12 protein-coding genes are annotated in these 18,226 nt (G+C 62.8%); all 12 read right to left on the reverse strand.

Annotated features, from left to right (window positions below; genetic code table 11):
- Positions 1–29: 29 nt before the first annotated feature.
- The 12 genes from M2394_RS14040 to M2394_RS14095 all read right to left on the reverse strand — a co-directional run bounded on the left by M2394_RS14040 (position 30) and on the right by M2394_RS14095 (position 18,029).
- Positions 30–1,472, reverse strand: coding sequence for an efflux transporter outer membrane subunit (locus tag M2394_RS14040; protein ID WP_259172864.1), 1,443 nt, complete (start codon positions 1,470–1,472; stop codon positions 30–32).
- Positions 1,469–2,359, reverse strand: coding sequence for an efflux RND transporter periplasmic adaptor subunit (locus tag M2394_RS14045; protein WP_259172865.1), 891 nt, complete (start codon positions 2,357–2,359; stop codon positions 1,469–1,471). The genes M2394_RS14040 and M2394_RS14045 overlap by 4 nt, the downstream gene beginning before the upstream one ends.
- Positions 2,356–2,565, reverse strand: a complete 210-nt coding sequence (locus M2394_RS14050) for a DUF1656 domain-containing protein (protein WP_012721577.1) — start codon at positions 2,563–2,565, stop codon at positions 2,356–2,358. The genes M2394_RS14045 and M2394_RS14050 overlap by 4 nt, the downstream gene beginning before the upstream one ends.
- Entirely contained in the window at positions 2,562–4,640 is a 2,079-nt protein-coding gene (locus M2394_RS14055; RefSeq protein ID WP_259172866.1) for an FUSC family protein, read from the reverse strand. Before M2394_RS14055 ends, M2394_RS14050 begins: the two co-directional genes overlap by 4 nt.
- The gene (locus tag M2394_RS14060) at positions 4,637–5,047 is read right to left on the reverse strand and encodes a MarR family winged helix-turn-helix transcriptional regulator (protein WP_178919352.1); all 411 of its coding nucleotides are present in this window, start codon (positions 5,045–5,047) and stop codon (positions 4,637–4,639) included. The genes M2394_RS14055 and M2394_RS14060 overlap by 4 nt, the downstream gene beginning before the upstream one ends.
- A 293-nt stretch (positions 5,048–5,340) precedes the next feature.
- Complete coding sequence (locus M2394_RS14065) at positions 5,341–6,873, reverse strand: Fic family protein (protein ID WP_259172867.1); 1,533 nt, start codon at positions 6,871–6,873, stop codon at positions 5,341–5,343.
- 88 nt (positions 6,874–6,961) lie between these two features.
- Entirely contained in the window at positions 6,962–7,216 is a 255-nt protein-coding gene (locus M2394_RS14070) for a DUF2789 domain-containing protein (RefSeq protein WP_178919310.1), read from the reverse strand.
- Positions 7,217–7,225: 9 nt separating this feature from the next.
- A complete protein-coding gene (gene cysC, locus M2394_RS14075) occupies positions 7,226–7,831 on the reverse strand; it encodes an adenylyl-sulfate kinase (RefSeq protein WP_259172869.1) in 606 nt (201 codons plus the stop codon).
- Entirely contained in the window at positions 7,821–9,335 is a 1,515-nt protein-coding gene (locus M2394_RS14080; RefSeq protein WP_178919307.1) for a TolC family protein, read from the reverse strand. The genes cysC and M2394_RS14080 overlap by 11 nt, the downstream gene beginning before the upstream one ends.
- A 41-nt stretch (positions 9,336–9,376) precedes the next feature.
- Positions 9,377–15,412: an Ig-like domain-containing protein gene (locus M2394_RS14085; RefSeq protein WP_259172871.1), complete on the reverse strand. Its 6,036-nt coding sequence runs from the start codon at positions 15,410–15,412 to the stop codon at positions 9,377–9,379.
- A 51-nt stretch (positions 15,413–15,463) separates the two neighbouring features.
- Positions 15,464–16,306, reverse strand: a complete 843-nt coding sequence (locus M2394_RS14090; protein WP_178925872.1) for a sulfotransferase — start codon at positions 16,304–16,306, stop codon at positions 15,464–15,466.
- A gap of 109 nt (positions 16,307–16,415) precedes the next feature.
- On the reverse strand, positions 16,416–18,029 hold the full coding sequence (locus M2394_RS14095; RefSeq protein ID WP_259172872.1) for a glycosyltransferase family 39 protein: 1,614 nt from the start codon (positions 18,027–18,029) through the stop codon (positions 16,416–16,418).
- Between the last annotated feature and the right edge of the window lie 197 nt (positions 18,030–18,226).

Below are 18,226 nucleotides of genomic sequence, written 5' to 3' on the forward strand. Positions count from 1 at the left end.
GCCTCACCTGACAAAGCATAGCGTTTCGTTCAGGGTTTGCCGGGCTGTGACGCTTGCGTTCGTCCGCTTTCCCAACCGCCGCCGAGGGCCAGGAACAGATCGATCTGGCTCATGGCAACCTGGGTGTTGGCCGCCGCGAGCTGCGCCCGTACATCGGTGTAGGTGCGGGTGGCTTGCAGGTCGGCCAGGAACGACGCGCGCCCGGCCTGGAAGAAGCGGTGCGTCTGCTCCGACGCTTCCTTGGCCGACTCGCCGGCATCGGCCAGGGCGTCACGGCGTTGCAACTGAGCGGTGTACTGCGCCAGGCCTGTCTGGGTTTCGCGGATGGCGTTGAGCACCACGCCGTCAAAGTGCGCCAGGGCGCCCTGGGTGGCGGCTTCGGCCTCATGAATACGCGCCCGCGCGCCGTTGGTCGGCACCGACCAGCTGATCAGTGGACCGAAGCCCCAACGGTTGGTGGGCGCAGTGCCCAGGTCATCGAGGATACCGACCGTGCCGACGGTAGCGCCGATGCTGATGTCCGGGTACAGCGCCCCTGTGGCCACACCAATTCGGGCGGTGGCGGCCGCCAACTGGCGCTCGGCCTGGCGTACGTCAGGACGGCGCTTGAGCAGCGCGGCGCCATCGCCCACGGGCAGCAACTGGGCGATGTGCGGCAGCTCGGCGCACGTGCCGGTGCCCGCCGGCAGTTGGTCCACCGGCTTGGCCAGCAGCATCGACAGGCGGAACAGCCCGGCCTGGCGCGCCGCTGCGTAGCGCGGCATATCGGCGCGCAAGGATTTGTATTGGGTCTGCGAGCGGGTCACCTGGGTTTCATCGCCGCGCCCGGCGTCACGCAGGCGCTGGGTCAGCTTGGTGCTCTGGGCTTGCAGGTCGAGGGATTCGTTGGCAATCGCCAGCTCTTCGTTCGCCGCGCATACCTGGGTGTAGGAGCGCACCACATCCGCCACCAGCGTGATGCGTGCGATATCGGCAGCGGCCTGGGCGGCGTCGGCACTGGCCTGGGCGCTTTCGATGCCGCGCTGCAAGGTGCCGAACAGGTCGAACTGGTACGAGGTGGTGATGCCTGCGCTACCAATGTTGGCGACCGGAACTTTTTCCGTCAGCAAAAACGCTTCGCCGGATTCCTGCAGGCGCTGTACTTCAGCCTTCGCACCGGCGTTCCAGCCCCCGGCGGACTCAGCCTGTTGCACCTGGTAGCGCGAGCGTTGCAGGTTGGCGGCCGCCACGCGCAGGTCAGTGTTGGACGCCATGGCCTGGCGCACCAGCTCATCCAGGCGCGGGTCGTGGTAGAGCTTCCACCAGTCGGCCGGCACCGGCGCCGACACCACGTTGTGCCCCTCACCCGCGATCTGCCCTTGCAGGTCGCCTCGGTTGACGGCGGCGTTGTCCGGCAGCTTGTAATCCGGCCCCACCATTTGGCAGGCCGACAGCAACAACCCTAAGGCAGCGGTTGCCAGGAGCTGCTTCATGGCTTGTCTCCGTCTTTGGCCGTGTCGGCGATGATCGACACCGTCGCCGTGCGCCCGGCGATCATGCGAAAGTCCGCTGGCACGTCGTCAAAGGCAATGCGCACCGGAATCCGCTGGGCCAGGCGCACCCAGCTGAACGCCGGGTTGACGTTGGGCAGCAGGTTGGAGCCGCTGGTGCGGTCGCGGTCTTCGATGCCGGCGACGATGCTCTGTACGTGGCCGCGCAGGCGGGCGTTGTCGCCGATCACGCGGATATCCACGCCCATGCCGACGTGGATGCCGTCGAGCTTGGTCTCTTCGAAATAGCCGTCGATGTGGAAAGAGTTACTGTCCACCACCGACAGCACCGGGCGCCCAGCTGTAACGAACTCCTGAGTACGCGGTGCGCGGTCGTTGACGTAGCCGTCCACCGGGCTGCGGATCACCGAGCGGTCGAGGTTGAGCTGGGCGGCGTCCACCGTCACTTGCGCTTCGGCCAGCGCCGATTGGGCACGCGCCACGCGGGACTGGCTTTCTTCCAGTTGCTCGCTCGGCACCAGGTTGCCCAGGCCACGGTTACGCTTGTACTCGCGCTGGGCCTGGGCCAGGGTTTCCTGGCGGTCGGCCACGGCGGCCTGGGCTTGGCGCAGGGCCAGCTTGAAGCGGTCCTGGTCCACGGCAAACAGCACCTGGCCCTTGGTCACCAGTTGGTTGTCGCGCACTTCCACTTGCTGGATCAACCCGGACACGTCCGGGGCGATCTGCACGATGTCGGCACGGATGTGCCCGTCACGGGTCCAGGGCGCAAACATGTAGTACATGACCATGCGCCATACGACGACGACCGCGAAGGTCACGATCAACAACGTCAGGACTACACGGCCGATGGTCAAAAAAGGTTTTTTCATGTCATCAGGTATCGACTGAGTGAGTCCACGGCGCCCAGCAACAGCGCGTAGAGCCCCACATTGAACAATGCCCGGTGCCAGACCAGGCGATAGAAGTGGACGCGGGTCAACAACCCGTGCACCACCAGGAACAACACATACGTAATGCCCATCAGCACCAGCAGCGTGGGCAAGAAAACCCCGCTGATATCCAGATCACCGATCATAAAGGCGCTCCATCAGGTAGCGGCGCTTCCATCTCGGTGCCGCCAATGAATTCCACCCCCGGCAACAACGCCAGGCGCAGGCCAGCCAGCGCATGCAGCAAGTGCACGCGGGTGTCGTCTTCGTCTTGCAGGCCCTGGCCGTTGAGGGCGCGGCGCGTGCGGTCCAGGGTCATCAGCAGACCGCTGGGCGCAGGCAGGCGTTCACCGGCTTTCAGGCACGCCTTGAAATAGCCGCCCACGCCTTCGACCACTTGGTTGAGCAGCACCCGTGGCACGCCGAGGATGCGCGGCGAATAGGCCAGCAGGTCGAGCAGGTTCAGCGCCACGCGCAGGTCACGCAGGGCGATGCCGGTGTCCTGGTTGGTCAGGGCCAGGCGCGGCAGGTGCTGCATCAGGCGGTCGAGCATCTGCGCGGCCATGTGACGGTGCTCGGCCAGGGTCGCGGGCTCGGTCATGCCGACAATGTCGCGCCAGCTGAAACGGGTCAGGCGCTTGGCCGCCAGCTCGGCGCCGAAGGGCCGTGCGATCAGCGTCCACACAAAGGCGAACAGCAGCCCCACGGGCCCGGCCAGGTTGACGTTGGCGAAGTTGAGGAAGTCCGCGTCATAAGCACCCTGGATACTGATGAACGACGAGGTGTTCACCAGCGTCAGCAGCATGCCCAGGTAGAAACGCGGCTGTACGGTGAGCGTGCCGATGCAAATAAAGGGCACGGCGAATGCCAGCACCAGCATCGGGAAGTCATGCAGATTAGGCAGCACCAAAAACAGGTAGAGGCTGGCGAACAACACCGACATCGCGGTCCAGAAAAAGAACCGGTAGATCTGCGGTGCGGGGTCGTCCATCGACGCAAAGAAGCTGCAGGCCACGGCGGCCAGGATCACCGCGCTGCCGCCGTCGGTCCAGCCCAGCAGGATCCACAGTACCGAGGCCACGATGATCGCGCTGACGGTGGAGAACGCCGAATAGAACATCAGGCCACGGTCGAGGAATGGCGTGAGGCGGCCCAGGCGCCAGTGGCGGTACACGGCGCGCCAGGTGTCTTGGCTTTCGCACTGGATGGCGGCTTGCAGGCTGCGGCAGTCTTGCCACAGGTCGACCCATTCGGCCAGGCGATACAGCGCGTTGGAGAACAGCAGGGTGTGGCGATCGTCCAGCGCTTCACCGGTAGGCTGCTGGGCGTCGATCTGCTCACGCAGGCTGCGCCAGCTGTCCAGCGTGGCGTTTTCGGTGGTGTTTTCCAGCCACTGATTCGCCGCGTCCAGCAACGGCGTGAGGCGGTCGAGAAACGCCGGCGCACGGTGCTCGATGGCGTACAGCGCGTCGTCGAGTTCTTCCACCACCGGCAGCAGATGGATCATGCGCCCGCGCAGTTCCTTGGTATTGCGCACCGTCTGCGGCCGCGCGCCTTCGTGGGGCAGTTGGCCGATCATCAGTTCGAGGGTGTTGAAGGTGGCGACCATGCCGCCGCGCAGGTTGCTGATCTCCTCGGGCTCCACGTTGCGCGTCAGAAAGCGCTGGCTGTAGACCTGCGCGTCGGCAAACCACTTGCTCACCGAGCCATCGAACACCGGCGCCAGGCGCCGCGGCCAGAACATCGCACCCACCACCGCCGCCACGGCAATGCCAAGGAAGATTTCTTCGGTACGCGCTTCGGCCACATCCCACACGGCGAGGGGGTTGTCCACTACCGGCAAGGCGATCAGCGGCAAGGTGTAGCCGGCCAGCATCAGCGCGTAGTTGTTCGCGGTGCGAAGGTGCATGGAGAGGAACAGCAGGATGCCCGTCCACAAGGCAATCACCACCACCAGCACATAGGGCGACTGCACGAACATCGGCACGAAAAATACCGCCGCCGCCGCGCCCATGAACGTGCCGATGGCGCGGTACAAGGCTTTGGAACTGGTAGGCCCGACAAACGGGCTGGAGACGATGTACACCGTGGCCATCGCCCAGTACGGCCGTGGCATCTGCATGAGCATGGCGATGTACAACGCGATCATCGACGCGGCGAACGTGCGCACCCCGTAGAACCAGTCGCGTGCTGGTGGAAAACCGGTAAAGAATCCGTTCAAAGCGAGGCCGCCTCAAAGGCGCGCAGCACCCGCAGCGCAGCCTCCAGATCGGCGGACGCGATGTCGGCCAGGACTTCCTTGCGCAGGCGCACCAGCTGCACCTCCACCGCTTGCACCAGCTCGCGGCCACGCTCGGTGAGGCTCAGGGCCTTGGCGCGGCGGTCGTGGACGTCTTCGGTACGGCACACGTAGCCGCCTGCGCACAACTGGTCGAGCAGGCGCACCAGCGACGGGCTTTCCATCCCCGACGCCTGGGCCACCTTGACCTGATGCACACCGTCGCCCAGACGCCCGATCATCAAGAGCGGCACGGCGCAGGCTTCGGAAATACCGTAGCTCACCAGCGTGGTCTGGCAGATTTTGCGCCAGTTGCGGGCGCCCACCACCATGCTGCTGCTGAGGTTCATCTGGAGTTGTTCGAGGGTCTGGGACACTGGATAGTTCGCATACAGTTAGTTTGCTAACTATCAATATGGTGGATGGATCCAATGTCGTCAAGTTTTGAAACAATTTATGGATGGGCGGCTGGGAATAGAGGTAAGTAAAGCGGGTTTAAGCGTGGGTGCAGAATTTTCTGACACTGCAAAACGCCTGTGGGAGCTGGCTTGCCTGCGATGGCTTGGGTTCAGTCGAAAGAGATGCCGACTGACACTTCGCTATCGCAGGCAAGCCAGCTCCCACATTCGGATCAGTGCAGGTTTCAAGATTGCTGTTCGGCTTGGTCGTGCAGATGGCGCTGGATTTCGTCTACCCTCTCCAAGCGGTCTAGCAGTGCCCGCCCTGCCTCCTCCTCAATAAACTCAAACACCTCCTCCGGCACGCTGTATTGAAACTGCTTGCGCCGATGCCTGGACACCTTGCCGTCGTTATCCAGGCACATCATCACCAGCTTGGACAAATCACTCCCGCGCACGTCATAGCGCTGGTTCACGGCCTTGATCACACGGTCGTAGCGGTCGAGGAACTCGGTCTCTTCGCGCAATTCCACTTCCAGCGCACGCCTGGCCATCTGCAGGGTGAATTCGACGCAGCGGGTGGCGTCCCAGTAGCGGTAGATAGCGGAGTGGCCAATGAACTCGAAAGCCATTTGCTCACCGTCCAGCCAGGTAACATTCCAGAAGTCTCGAGTCGGCTGGGAAAATGCCTTGAGTGTCTCCAAGTAGGCTTGCTCTTCGTGTTTCATCGCAACGGAAACGGGCAGCAACAGGCCGTTTTCCAGTGCACCGAAGTGGCAGAGTGTCTGGTGGATCAGGAATCGCGACAGACGTCCGTTACCGTCCATGAACGGATGCAGGAACACAAAGCCGAAGGCGGTGACGGCCGCAGCCACAAGCGGGTCAACCTCACGCACAGGCTGATTGGCAAAGGCCATCAACTCTTCCATCAGTTCCTGGCACAGCTCAGGTGCTGGTGGTACATAGCTGACGCCCGCCGCGCCGCGCAAACCATTGTGCAGATAGTTTTGTTCGTGGCGGAATGCAACGGCTTTGTCGAAAGGGTTGGAGACAGTGCTGTTTTGCAGCTCTACCAAATAGTCTTCAGTCAGCAGCCGGCCTTCATGGGCTTGGCGTAGCAGTTGGACGAAACGGCGCGACTTTTCTTCGCTGGGTTGTTCTTTTTCGATGGCGAACGAGTCGCGGGTTTCATGGAGATAGGCCCATTGGATGGCGCGGTCCATCATTTCAGATGGAAGGGTAGCCATGAAGGACTTGGCACGGCCCAAGATGTCCAGGTTCAACAAGGCTTCGATTTCAGGCGTGCGTTCAACTGTCGCGCAATAAGCCAAAGAGCCCAGACCATTGAAATCGATACGCCAACGTGAATTACGTGTTGAGGGTCCAGTCACGTAGCGCTGTGGATCAAACAAGGGTGAAACGCGGCTGTTGATTGGCTTGTCGTAGTCCAGCCGTTGAAGCGTCAAGCCTTCCCAGAGGTAGCAGACCTTGCGAATGAACACGCCGTTGGGGGCTTTTTCCAGCTCTTGCAACAGTTGGTCCGGGCTAACCGCTTCTAGCGCCTGAGCCAGGATGCCGAGGTTGATGCCTTCATGTTTGAGTGCGAAAAGAATGTGGTCGAGTATCGCGTCGGCTGAAGGCGCAACGGTATGAGGAACCGCCAGACAGTCACCAATCATCGAGATCCGCGTAACGGGCTTGATCATCGCGGCACGAGCAGGAGCAGTCGCTTTTAACCCGAGCAATTGATGAAGATGGGCGTAACCAACCAGAGACATCGCGCAACCTCAGAAAAAGTTCACTTACGCGATTAAAGCCCAGATTTTTTCAACCAACACCAGATTTTTTCAACTTTCTGCCTATTCGCTAAGTTTTTTGCACCCCTCTTGCGCTGTGCAGCAGAAGATTCAGTTCGTCCACCACCTCGGCCCAATCTGCATCTTCCAGAATTTCATTACGCAAAAACTTCTTCTGGTTCTCCGTCCAGAAAAACGCATCCGCCAGATGCAACTCAGGCTTCAGTGGCGAATGCACTGCCACAAACTTCTCGATACTTACCGGGTCATCCGGCAGACCAAGCTGTTTGAACAGAGACGGCAAGCTGTGCACAGGCGATTCCATGGGAGGCTCCTAGAAAGACGGCTCCCCAGAGTCTAGCCCAGGCGCCAACCAGCCCAGCAACCGCTCGACGCATTGCTGGGCCGAGAGCACGCCGGTGTCCAGTTCCAGCGAGGCATGGGGGGGCGGTTCGTAGGGTGAGCCAATGCCGGTGAAACCGGGTAATTCGCCTTTGCGGGCGCGGGCGTAGTGGCCTTTGGGGTCACGTCCCTCGCACACCGCCAACGAGGCGCTGCACCACACTTCCCGATAATCGGCGCCCAGGCGCTCGGCGAAGACTGCACGCAGTTCCACCAACGGCGCGATCATCGCCAGGATCACGATTTGCCCGTTTTCCACCAGCAACGCCGCGAGTTCGCTGGCGCGGCGGATATTCTCCAGGCGGTCGCTGTCGGCAAAGCCGAGGTCTTTGTTAAGGCCACCACGCAGGGCATCGCCATCGAGCACGATGCTGTGGCGGCCTTGTTCGAACAAGGCCGCTTGCAGCCCCTGGGCCAAGGTGGATTTGCCGGACGCGGGCAACCCGGTGAGCAGGATCGCCACACCGCGATGCCCATTGCGCGCCTCGCGCTGACGGCGGCTGATGCTCGCCGTCGGCGCCACCAGGTTACTGGGCAACGGGACGCGGCGCCGGCGTTGCGATGTTGCCGGCCGCCCACGCCGATTCGCGGCTGGCCAGCGCCGTGGCGATGGTCTGCACGCGGTCCGAGTCCAACTGCTCCGGCAGCGGGTCGAGGCCGGCGCTGGCGAAGATCTGGCCGTAGGCGTTGCGCAGGTCGGCGTAGGCCAGGTCGCGGCGCAGGTCGGCTTGCAGGGTGTTGAGCTCGCCCTGTATCAGGTCCAGTTCGCCTAAACCTGCCGCTTCGTGGCGGTTGCGCAGTTGCGTGAGGATTTGCCCGTCGATATTGGCCAGTTGGTCGTTGGTCTTGAACTGGCGCACCGCGTCCTGGTAGTTGGCGTTGGCCACATAGACCTGCGCCAGCACCGCAATGGACATCGCCTGGCGCCGCGCGGTGGCGACTTCTTCACCGGCCTTGGCGACATCGATGGCCGCCGGTGCGGAGATCACGTTGAACAGGTTCCAGGTGATCTTGGCGCCATAGTCGGCCCAACGGTTGTCGGTCAGGAACGAGTTGCTGTCGTAATGGCCGCCGGCGGAGAACTCAAGGCCCGGCAGCAGGCGCAACATGGCCTTGCGGGTTTCGGCCGCGCTGATGCGGGTCTGGTAGTCCTGCTCGCGCAACTCGGGACGGTTGGCCAGGGCCTCTTGCTCCAGGCTCGCCAGATTGACCTTGAGCTGGGGCACGTCGTAGTCGTCCGGCGTGGCCAGCTTGAGGTCGGTGCCCATTGGCAGGTTGATCAAGGTGGCCAGTTCGGTCTTGGCCAGGGACAACGCACGGCGCTGTTCCTGCAGTTGGCGCGTGGCTTCGATCAGCGAGCGCTGATAACCCAGGGCCTGCACCGGGTCGCCGATGCGCTGTTCGCTCATGCTGCGGCTGTTGGTCTGGGCCTGGTCGACCCGGGCCATGAGGCTGTCGATCTGGGTCAGCAAACGCTCGGCCGCCACAGCACGCCAGTAGGCGGAGCGTACATCCTGCACGATGGTGTTGATCACCTTGCGCCGGCGCTCCTGGATGATCAGGCGCTGGTCGCCTTGCTGCTTGGCGCTGATGTAGCTGACGCCGAAGTCGAGCACGTTCCACACCATGGTCAGGTCGGCCACGCGGCGGTCGCGGTCCTGGGAGGTCGACGGTTCCAGGGATTGGGTGCCGGTGAGCACGCTCTGGCTGCTGGAGGCGTTGGTATTGTTGCGCCCGGCGTAGCCTGCCGACAGCGCCATGCGCGGCAGCATGTCGAAACTGGAGAGGTCGGACTGGCGCTTGGCCAGGGCTTCCTCCATGACTTTCAGGCGGCCTTCGAGGTTGTATTTCACCGCACGGGCCATGGCCTGGTGCAGTGTCAGCGGGCCATTTAGCGGCTCTTGATCCTTGTACATGCCTTGCAGGTCGCTGCGGGCTCGCTGCTCACTGACACTGCGCTCAATCGGCTGGCTGGTGACCGCGCAACCACTGATCGCCAGCACCAGCAAGCTGATGCCGCACACCTTATGACCTGTCTTCATCCTTGTCTTGCCCCTGTTACTGCGCCTTGAGTTAAGTGTGTTCAGGCCTGCATTTCGCTGATGCCGACCTGTTGCAGTGCATGCGCCAGGTCAACCACCTGGCGTTGTTCCGTGTCCTTGATCTGCTGCAATTGCTGGCCAAGGGTTGGCGCGCCAAACACGCCACGCAACCCTTGGGCCGGGTCGCTAACGCCCTTGATCGATTTGCTCTCGAACGCGTTGAAACCGCTGTCGTCAGCGCTGTCGCGGTTGAACAGTGTCGACAGGGTGCTCGCCCCGAAGATCCCGCCGTCCCCGCCACCAAAACCGAGGAAGCCCTTGCCGGCGCCATCCCCGCCACCGTCCGTGTTGAACACTTGCGCGAGGAAGCTAGGGGCCAACTCGCCACGATTGATAAAAATGCTGCCCACGGGGGGTAACCCGCCACCCAGTTCACGCGGCTCGAACAACGGCGGGAAACTGAGGGGTGAACCCAGGTTGCCGGTAGGCTGGCCGTAGATGATCGGCTGCAACGGCGCGTCGGGCGCGCCTTGTGGCGGCGCCGGGTTGGTGGTGCGAAACAACGGGTCGCCCGTCAGCGCAATGGTGTTGATCCCATAGTTGTTGGAGTTGGCATAGCCGCTGCCGGCGTTGCCCGACAAGTCGGTGACCAGGCTGGTGTCGAGGGTGATGAAATTGCTCGGGTCGGTGATGTTCGCCGTCGGCGTCAGGGTGGCCGTCCAGGTCTTGCCGCCATCGCTGCTGGCCAGGTTGGACAACACACCATTGGCCACGCTCAGGTCCGACAAATCAAAGCCGGTGACTTTCTCGCTGAAGGTGAAGGTCACGGTGCTGGTCTGGCCCACGGTCAGGTTCGGGTTGGACACCGTAATGGTCGCAGTGGGGCGGTCGGCGTCCACACCGTAGTTGTTGGATATGGCTATGCTGGCCCCTGCGTTGCCCGCCAAGTCATTCACCTGGCTGGTATCCAGCACGATCAGGTTGGTGGCGTCGGTAACCGCCGCGGTCGGCGTCAGGGTTGCGGTCCAGGTTTTGCCACCGTCGGCGCTCATTAAGTTGGACAACACACCGTTGGCGACACTCAGGTCAGACAGGTCAAAACCGCTCACCACTTCACTGAAAGCGATGGTAACGGTCGTCGTCTGGCCAATGCCAAGTTGGTTGTCGGCCACGGTAATGGTTGCGGTCGGGAGTTGGGTGTCAATGCTGTAGTTATTGGAATCGGTGCCCCCCACGCCCGCGTTGCCCGAGCCATTCGTCACGCCACTGTTATCCAGGGTGATGAGATTGGTGGCGTCGGTGACATTGCTGCCAGGCGTGAAAGTGGCGGTCCAGGTGATGCCGCCATCGCTGCTGCTCACAGCGCTCAACGTGCCATTGGCGATGCTCAAGTCGGCGTTGGTGAAGCCGCTCACCGCTTCGCTGAACGTGATGGTCACCAGCGAGGTTTCCCCGGCCTTGAGCGAGGGGGCGGCGATGACAATGGTCGCGGTCGGCACCTCAGTTTGCACCTGGTAATTTGCCGAACTGGTAGTCCCGGTGCCGGTGTTGCCAGCCAGGTCGGAAATACCGGTGTTGTTCAGCACAATCAGGTTAGTGAGGTCGGTAACCCCGATGTTCGGCGTGAATGTAGCCGTCCAGGTGATGCCGCCATCGCTGCTGCTCACAGCGCTCAACGTGCCATTGGCGATGCTCAGGTCAGCGTTGTCGAAACCGGTCACCGCTTCGCTGAACGTGATGATCACCAGCGACGTTTCACCTGGCCGCAGGCTGGAATCGCTCATGACGATGGTCGCGGTCGGGCGCTGGCTGTCGACGGCATAGTTGTTGGAGTCGGTAGTCCCGCTGCCTGCGTTACCCGCAAGGTCCGCGATGCCGGTGTTGTCCAGCGTGATCAGGTTGGTGGTATCGGTGATACCTGCGGCCGGCGTATAGGTGGCCGTCCAGGTGATCCCGCCATCACTGCTGCTCACAGCACTCAGTGTGCCATTGGCGACCGTCAGGTCGGCATTGGTGAAACCGGTCACGGCCTCGCTGAAGGTAAAGGTCACCAGGCTGGTCTGGCCGACTCCGAGCGCGGTATCGGCGACCACAATGGTGGCGGTCGGGCGCACGGTATCGATTGAATAATTGTTCGAGTCGGTGGTGCCACTGCCAGCGTTTCCGCTCAGGTTCTGCACGCCGCTGTTGTCCAGCGTGATCAGGTTGGTGGCGTCGGTGATGCTGGTGGTCGGCGTAAAGGTCGCCGTCCAGGTGATGCCGCCGTCGCTGCTGCTGATCGCGCTCAACGTGCCGTTGGCAATGGTCAGGTCAGCGTTGGTGAAACCGGTCACCGCCTCGCTGAAGGTGATGGTCACCAGCGAGGTTTCGCCGATTTTCAGCGCATTGTCGGCAATGATGATGGTTGCGGTCGGTGCCACGGTGTCGATGGTGTAGTTGTTGGAGTTGGTCGTGCCGCTGCCGGCGTTGCCCGCAAGATCCGCGATGCCGGTATTGGCCAGCACGATCAGGTTGCTCGCGTCGTTGACACCCACGTTCGGGGTGAAGGTCGCCGTCCAGGTGATGCCACCGTCACTGCTGCTCACCGCCGTCAGCGTACCGTTGGCAATCGTCAGGTCGGCGTTGGTGAAACCGCTCACCGCTTCGCTGAACGTGATGGTCACCAGCGAGGTTTCACCGGCCGTGAGGTTGCTGTCGGCGACCACAATGGTCGCGGTCGGGCGCACGGTATCGATCGCGTAATTATTCGAATCGGTGGTACCGCTGCCGGCGTTGCCGGCCAGGTCGGCAATGCCGGTGTTATCCAGGGTGATCAGGTTGGTGGTGTCAGTGATGCTGGCGCTCGGCGTGAACGTCGCCGTCCAGGTGATGCCGCCATCGCTGCTGCTGACTGCGCTCAACGTGCCGTTGGCGATGGTCAGGTCGGTATTGGTGAAACCGGTCACTGCCTCGCTGAAGGTGATGGTCACCAGCGAGGTTTCACCGATCCGCAGGTTATTGTCGGCCACCACGATGGTTGCGGTCGGGCGCACGGTATCGATGGCGTAGTTGTTGGAGTCGGTGGTGCCACTGCCGGCGTTGCCGTTCAGATCAGCAACACCGGTATTGTTCAGCGTGATCAGGTTGGTCGCGTCGGTGATGCTGGTGGTCGGCGTGAACGTCGCCGTCCAGGTAATGCCGCCGTCGCTGCTGCTCACCGCCGTCAGCGTGCCGTTGGCAATCGTCAGATCGGCGTTGGTGAAGCCGGTGATCGCTTCGCTGAAGGTGATGGTCACCAATGAGGTTTCGCCGATTTTCAGCGCGTTGTCCGCCACCACGATGGTCGCGGTCGGCCGCGCAGTGTCGATCGCGTAATTGTTGGAATTGGTGGTGCCACTGCCGGCGTTGCCGGCCAGATCGACGACCCCGGTGTTGTCCAGGGTCACCAGGTTGGTGGTGTCGGTAATGTTGCTGGTCGGCGTCAGCGTGGCGGTCCAGGTGATGCCGCCGTCGCTGCTGCTCAGGCCGGTCAGGGTGCCGTTGGCCACTGTCATGTCGGCGGTGGTGAAGCCGCTGACCGCTTCGCTGAAGGTGATGGTCACCAGCGACGTTTCACCCGCCGCCAGACTGGTGTCGGCAACCACAATGGACGCGGTCGGCCGCACGGTATCGATCACGTAATTGGCCGAATCAGTCGTGCCGCTGCCGGCGTTGCCGGCCAGGTCAGCGATACCGGTGTTGTCCAAGGAGATCAGGTTGGTGGTGTCAGTGATGCTGGCCGTCGGGGTGAACGTTCCGGTCCAAGTGATGCCGCCGTCGCTGCTGCTCACTGCGCTCAGCGTGCCGTTGGCGATGGTCAGGTCGGCGTTGGTGAAGCCCGTCACCGCCTCGCTGAAGGTAAAGGTCACCAGCGAGGTATCGCCGATCTTCAACGCCGTGTCGGACATCACGACAGTCACGGTCGGCCGTGCGGTATCGATCGCGTAATTGACCGAGCTGGTCGTGCCGACGCCCGCCACGCCGTCGCTGATGGCGGTCACCCCGGTGTTGTCGAGGGTGATCAGGTTGGTGCTGTCGGTAATGTTGTTGGTCGGCGTGAAAGTCGCGGTCCAGGTCAGACCGCCGTCGCTGCTGCTGACCGACGTCAGCGTGCCGTTGGGAATCGTCAGGTCGGCGTTGGTAAACCCGGTGACTGCCCGGCTGAAGGTGATGGTCACCAGCGAGGTTTCGCCGATTTTCAGGGCCGTGTCCGACATCACGATGGTCGCGGTCGGCGGTTCCACATAGGCGGTGTTGAGCGTGCCGCCGTTGTTGTAGATCGCCGCGAAGGCCAGCGGTACAGAGCCCGTCACGCCACCGCCCAGTTCTGCGCCGCCGGAACCGCTGCCAGCCGCGTTGCCGCTGATGGCACTGAAATTGGACGACGTAATCAGCACCGTGCCGCCCTGGTTCCAGATTGCGCCGACACCGCGACCGCCGTCGCCACCGTTCAGGTTATTGCTGCCCTGGCCGCTGCCGCCGCCACCACCGCCGCCCGCGCCGATGTTATTGCTGATGACCGAGGTGCCGATGATTTTCAGGGTGCCGGTGGATGCGTTGTAAATGCCGCCGGCCGCATTGCCGCCGACACCGCCAACCTTGTCCCAACCAGACCCGCCACCGCCGCCGCCGATGGAAATAGTGCCGTTGTTGGCCGTGCCGCCATTGCCGCCGTTGCTGTAATAGGACACACCCACCCCGCCGGCCCCGCCGGTGGTAGAACCGCCGCGCCCGCCCATGTGCGTCGCGTCATAGCCTCCGCCATAGCCTCCCGCGCCACCGCTGCCAGCCTGCCCGCCCAGCGTACCGGTGCCCGGCCCGGCGGTCCCGCCATGGCCACCGCCCTGACCGCCCAGGCCGCCACCACCGCCGCCACCGCCGCCGTAGTTGGCGCCCGTGACACCGCCGCCACCGCCGCCGCCCGCCGCTGCGTTGCCGGTGACTGAAACGTTATTCAAGGTCAGGATACCGGCGTTGAAAATCCCGCCGCCCATGGCGCCGGTTGCCCCGTAGCCGCCATTGCCGCCATTGCCGGAAACCAGACCACGAGTGATGACCAGACCGTCCAGCGTCACCGTACTGCCGGAGGTGATTTCCACCACCCGCGTCTTGTATTGACCATCGAGGGTAACGTCAGCGACGCCGTCGTTATTCAGGTCACCGTCCACGGTGATGTTCTTGTTGATCAGCAATTCAGAGGTGAGCTGCACCGTCATACTGCTGCTGAACGTCACAATATCGCCGTTCTGCGCCGAAGCCAGAGCCGCGCGCAGCGAGCCCACCCCGGTGTTCGCGTTGTTGGTCGCGGTCCACGTGGCCAGCCCCCACTGGTAGTCGTTCATGGCTTTGGTCGACAGCACGTTGGCGCTTTCGATGGTGCCGGCGGCGATCTCCAGGTCCCAGTCACCGCCCACACCGGTGCGGTTGGTCGACGCCGCCACGTCACGGCCGGTCAATTGCGCCAGGGAATCAACGAAATTCTGCCCGCGCTCGCCTTCGGCGGTGTAGCAGCCGTAGATCAGGATGTCGCCGCCGACATTCATGTCCTTGCCGATTTGCCCCAGCACCGCGCTGCGGGCAGCCACGTTATCCGCCGACAAGTACGTGGTGCCGAGCCACAGATCGCCCGCGTTGCCGTGGGCGATGATTTGCACCGAGCTGACGCCCTGATGCGTATCGAGGTAATCGGCGATTTGCTGCAGGCCGTCCTTGCTGCCGTCCAGCTGTACCACCTGGGTTCCGGGCGCCACGCCCTGCAGCAAGCTGGCGGAGTCTTTTACCCGGGCGTCGACAAACACCACGGTTTGCCCCGGCACCGCCACGGGTGCAGCGGCTGGCGCGTCGGCCTGGCCATGGGTGTCCTTGCTTGCGACCGGGTGGTCGCCGGTCGGCGCCTTGGCCGCGTCAGCGGTGGGGTGGCTGTCGGGCTGCGCCACGTCGGCCACGGTGGCGGCGACGGCGCCATCGAACAGCATGCGCGGTTCAAGGGGCATGATCATGGGCGAGACCCGCGCCCGTGCTACTTCGCTAACCCGCGACTTGCGATTGCTCCACCACATGCTGCTCACCCGGCGTCGAACGTTCTTTGAGAGAAAATAAAAACGCCGCGATCAATTGATCGCGGCGTTGGCCTTCATACGAATCACATTGGCGGCACTGGCTGAGCCGTCCTGCCAAAACGACAACTCGGTGTACTGCTGGAACAGGTCCGGCGGCAAAATCGTGCGCCGCGCCTGCAGGCGCACCTTGGGCTGGACCTTGTGCAAGCCGGACACACCCAGCGCCTGGTCAAACTCGGGCGCGTCGTAGACGAGGTTGTTGAAGTCATGCTCAAACCACGGCTCGCCGATAAAGTCGTACACCAGCCGCAGTACCCGCTCCGGGGCCTGACTGAGCAGGTCGTAATCGACGATCAGCAATGAGTCGGCGTGTTCGCCGTAATAGGCTTCCTTGAGCGCCGCCCACGAGAAGCCCACCAACCGGTTGCGCTGCGCCAGGGTTTCACAGCGGCTGTACACCGTGTTGCGCTCGACATCGTCGCCAAACAGCTTGGTGTTTTCGAAAGGATTGGCGCGGTACAGCCGTTCCAGGCTGTCCATGATCCAGGCGACGTTGCGCACGCAGGCAATGACTTTGGATTGGGGAAACAGGTCATGCAGCGCGGGCATGCGCGCGCACCATTGGCGGTTGGTGTCGAACACCAGCGGCGTGGCGGTTTTGTCGGCGTAGTAGGAGTCGAAGAGACCGCGCAACAGGCGGCGACGGGTATTGGCGTCAATCACCGCGCCAAACTCGCTGCCGGCGCTGCATTGCGCCAGCACGCCATTGAACAGGGTGCCAACGGGGCTGCTCATGCCCGCGTGAAAACGCGGGTTTTGCAGCAAAATCGCCGAGAGCAGGGTGGACCCTGAACGGGGCAATCCGGAGATAAAGTGATACTGCAATCCCTTCACCACTTTGTCAGACAAAAATCCATTTGTGGCCGTAGAGTAGTTCAGGATTGCGCGATCAACTAGTGGTCAATTGCCACTATTTTGGTATTCCCCTAATACCGAATGGATATTAACGGCAGCCCTCGGGCTGCGAAGGCTCTGGCCCGCGGCACAGCACGAACAGACGCGCCCGAGCCCCGCCGCCATCTTGTTGCAACAATTGGCGCCAGCCTTCGGGAATCGGCGCGAAATCGTCCGGTATGTCGGTGCTGCTGATCAGCCACACGCGCCGGGTATCGGCGGGTAATGCCGACAAACGGTCGAGGTAAATGCGCCCGCCGTCCTGGTCCACCAGGGTGCCGAAGCCATAGGCGTTCGGCCGGGTGGGCGTGCCGTCGGGCTTGGGCGGGGTATAGAGCTGCAATTGGGCGTCGGTCTGGTCGTAATACACGTAGCTGAGGTACCACATCATGTCGCTCAGGACGATGCGGTCATCCTCCTGATAGTTGCGGTTGACGAACTCCACCGGCACGTTGAACTGGTCATGTTCATCCACGGTGAAGTTGTTCTTGAGCCCCACCAGCTCCACGCCGACGAACAGCACGAACAACGCGGCGCCCAGCCACGATAGCCGTGTGGGCAGGCGGTCGATCGCCAGTGCGACAAGGATTGGCAAGCCCAACGCGTACACGGTGAGGTAGCGCTCGATAAACACCGGCGAGATAAAAGACACGCCGTACACCAGCAGCAACGGCAGCAGGAAGAACAGCGCCAGCAGGCAGGCAGGGCGCTGGCGCTCGCGGTCGCGCCAGGCAGTCACGCCGACCACGGCGATCAAAAGCAGCGGGAACAGCCAGAACAGCGGCTTCCAGAAGCCGATCCCCTCGTCCTGGAGCATGAACTGCCAGATCATCGACGGTACCGAGATCAACGACACCGGGTCTTCCCAGCCGATGTCGCCGCCGACCTTGAGCTGCTCGACATGTTGCACCAGGTCCAGCAGGTTCGGCAGCCAGGGCAGGTACAGCGCCACAACGACCGCATTGGCGCACCACCAGGACGGGCGCAGGATCAAGCGTTGGCCTGCCGGCTGGGTGCGGCACAACAGTCCCAGGTAAGCCCAGTGCACCAGCACGCACAGCGCGGTGAAATAATGGGTGTAGAAGCCAGCCGTCAGCAGCAGCACATAGGCCGCCAGGTAGCGCGTGCGTTCGGGCTGGCGGACCCAGTACACCAGCGCCAGTGTGGCGCCCAGCAGCCAGACGGCCAGCAGCGAGTACATGCGCACTTCCTGGCTGTAGCGCACCGCTGACGGAAACAACGCCAGCAGCAGGCCTGCCAACACGGCCGCGCGGCGAGTGGACACCTGCCGCGTGAGCCAGATACCCAGGCCCACCGCGACCACGCCAGGAATGGCACTCATGCCGCGGATCGACCAGATGCCGTCACCGAACAGCTCGATCCAGCCCCGCAGCATGAAAAAATACAACGGCGGGTGTACGTCATGGGCCGCGTGAAACCACAGGTCGGCCATGGCGTATTCACTGAGCAGCAGGCTGGAGCCTTCGTCGCCCCAGATCGCCGCTGCCGTCAGGCAATAAAAGCGCACGCCCATGGCCAGCGCCAGGATCGGCACCCACCACAAACGGCTGAGCCAACCGGCACCTTCCCAGGCGCCATCGAGGCGATTGACTGCGGGAAATACCCCAACCTTGTCGTCTTGTTCTACCACAGACCGTCGCACCTCAATTCCCCTGAAACTGCCCGTTGGCCGGGCAAAACCTGCACACGTGCAAACAAGCGCCACTCTAGGACAAAAGCCCCGGTTTCGCTCGCTGTTTCGCAGCCGACAGGCGGCGCGCAACAGCTGCGTCTACGCTCTGCGATGACGCCAGATCGATTGGCGTCACACCCCGTATAGCCCATACAAGGATGAGCGAT

It is taken from the genome of Pseudomonas sp. BIGb0164, assembly GCF_024810135.1.
Taxonomy (GTDB): domain Bacteria; phylum Pseudomonadota; class Gammaproteobacteria; order Pseudomonadales; family Pseudomonadaceae; genus Aquipseudomonas.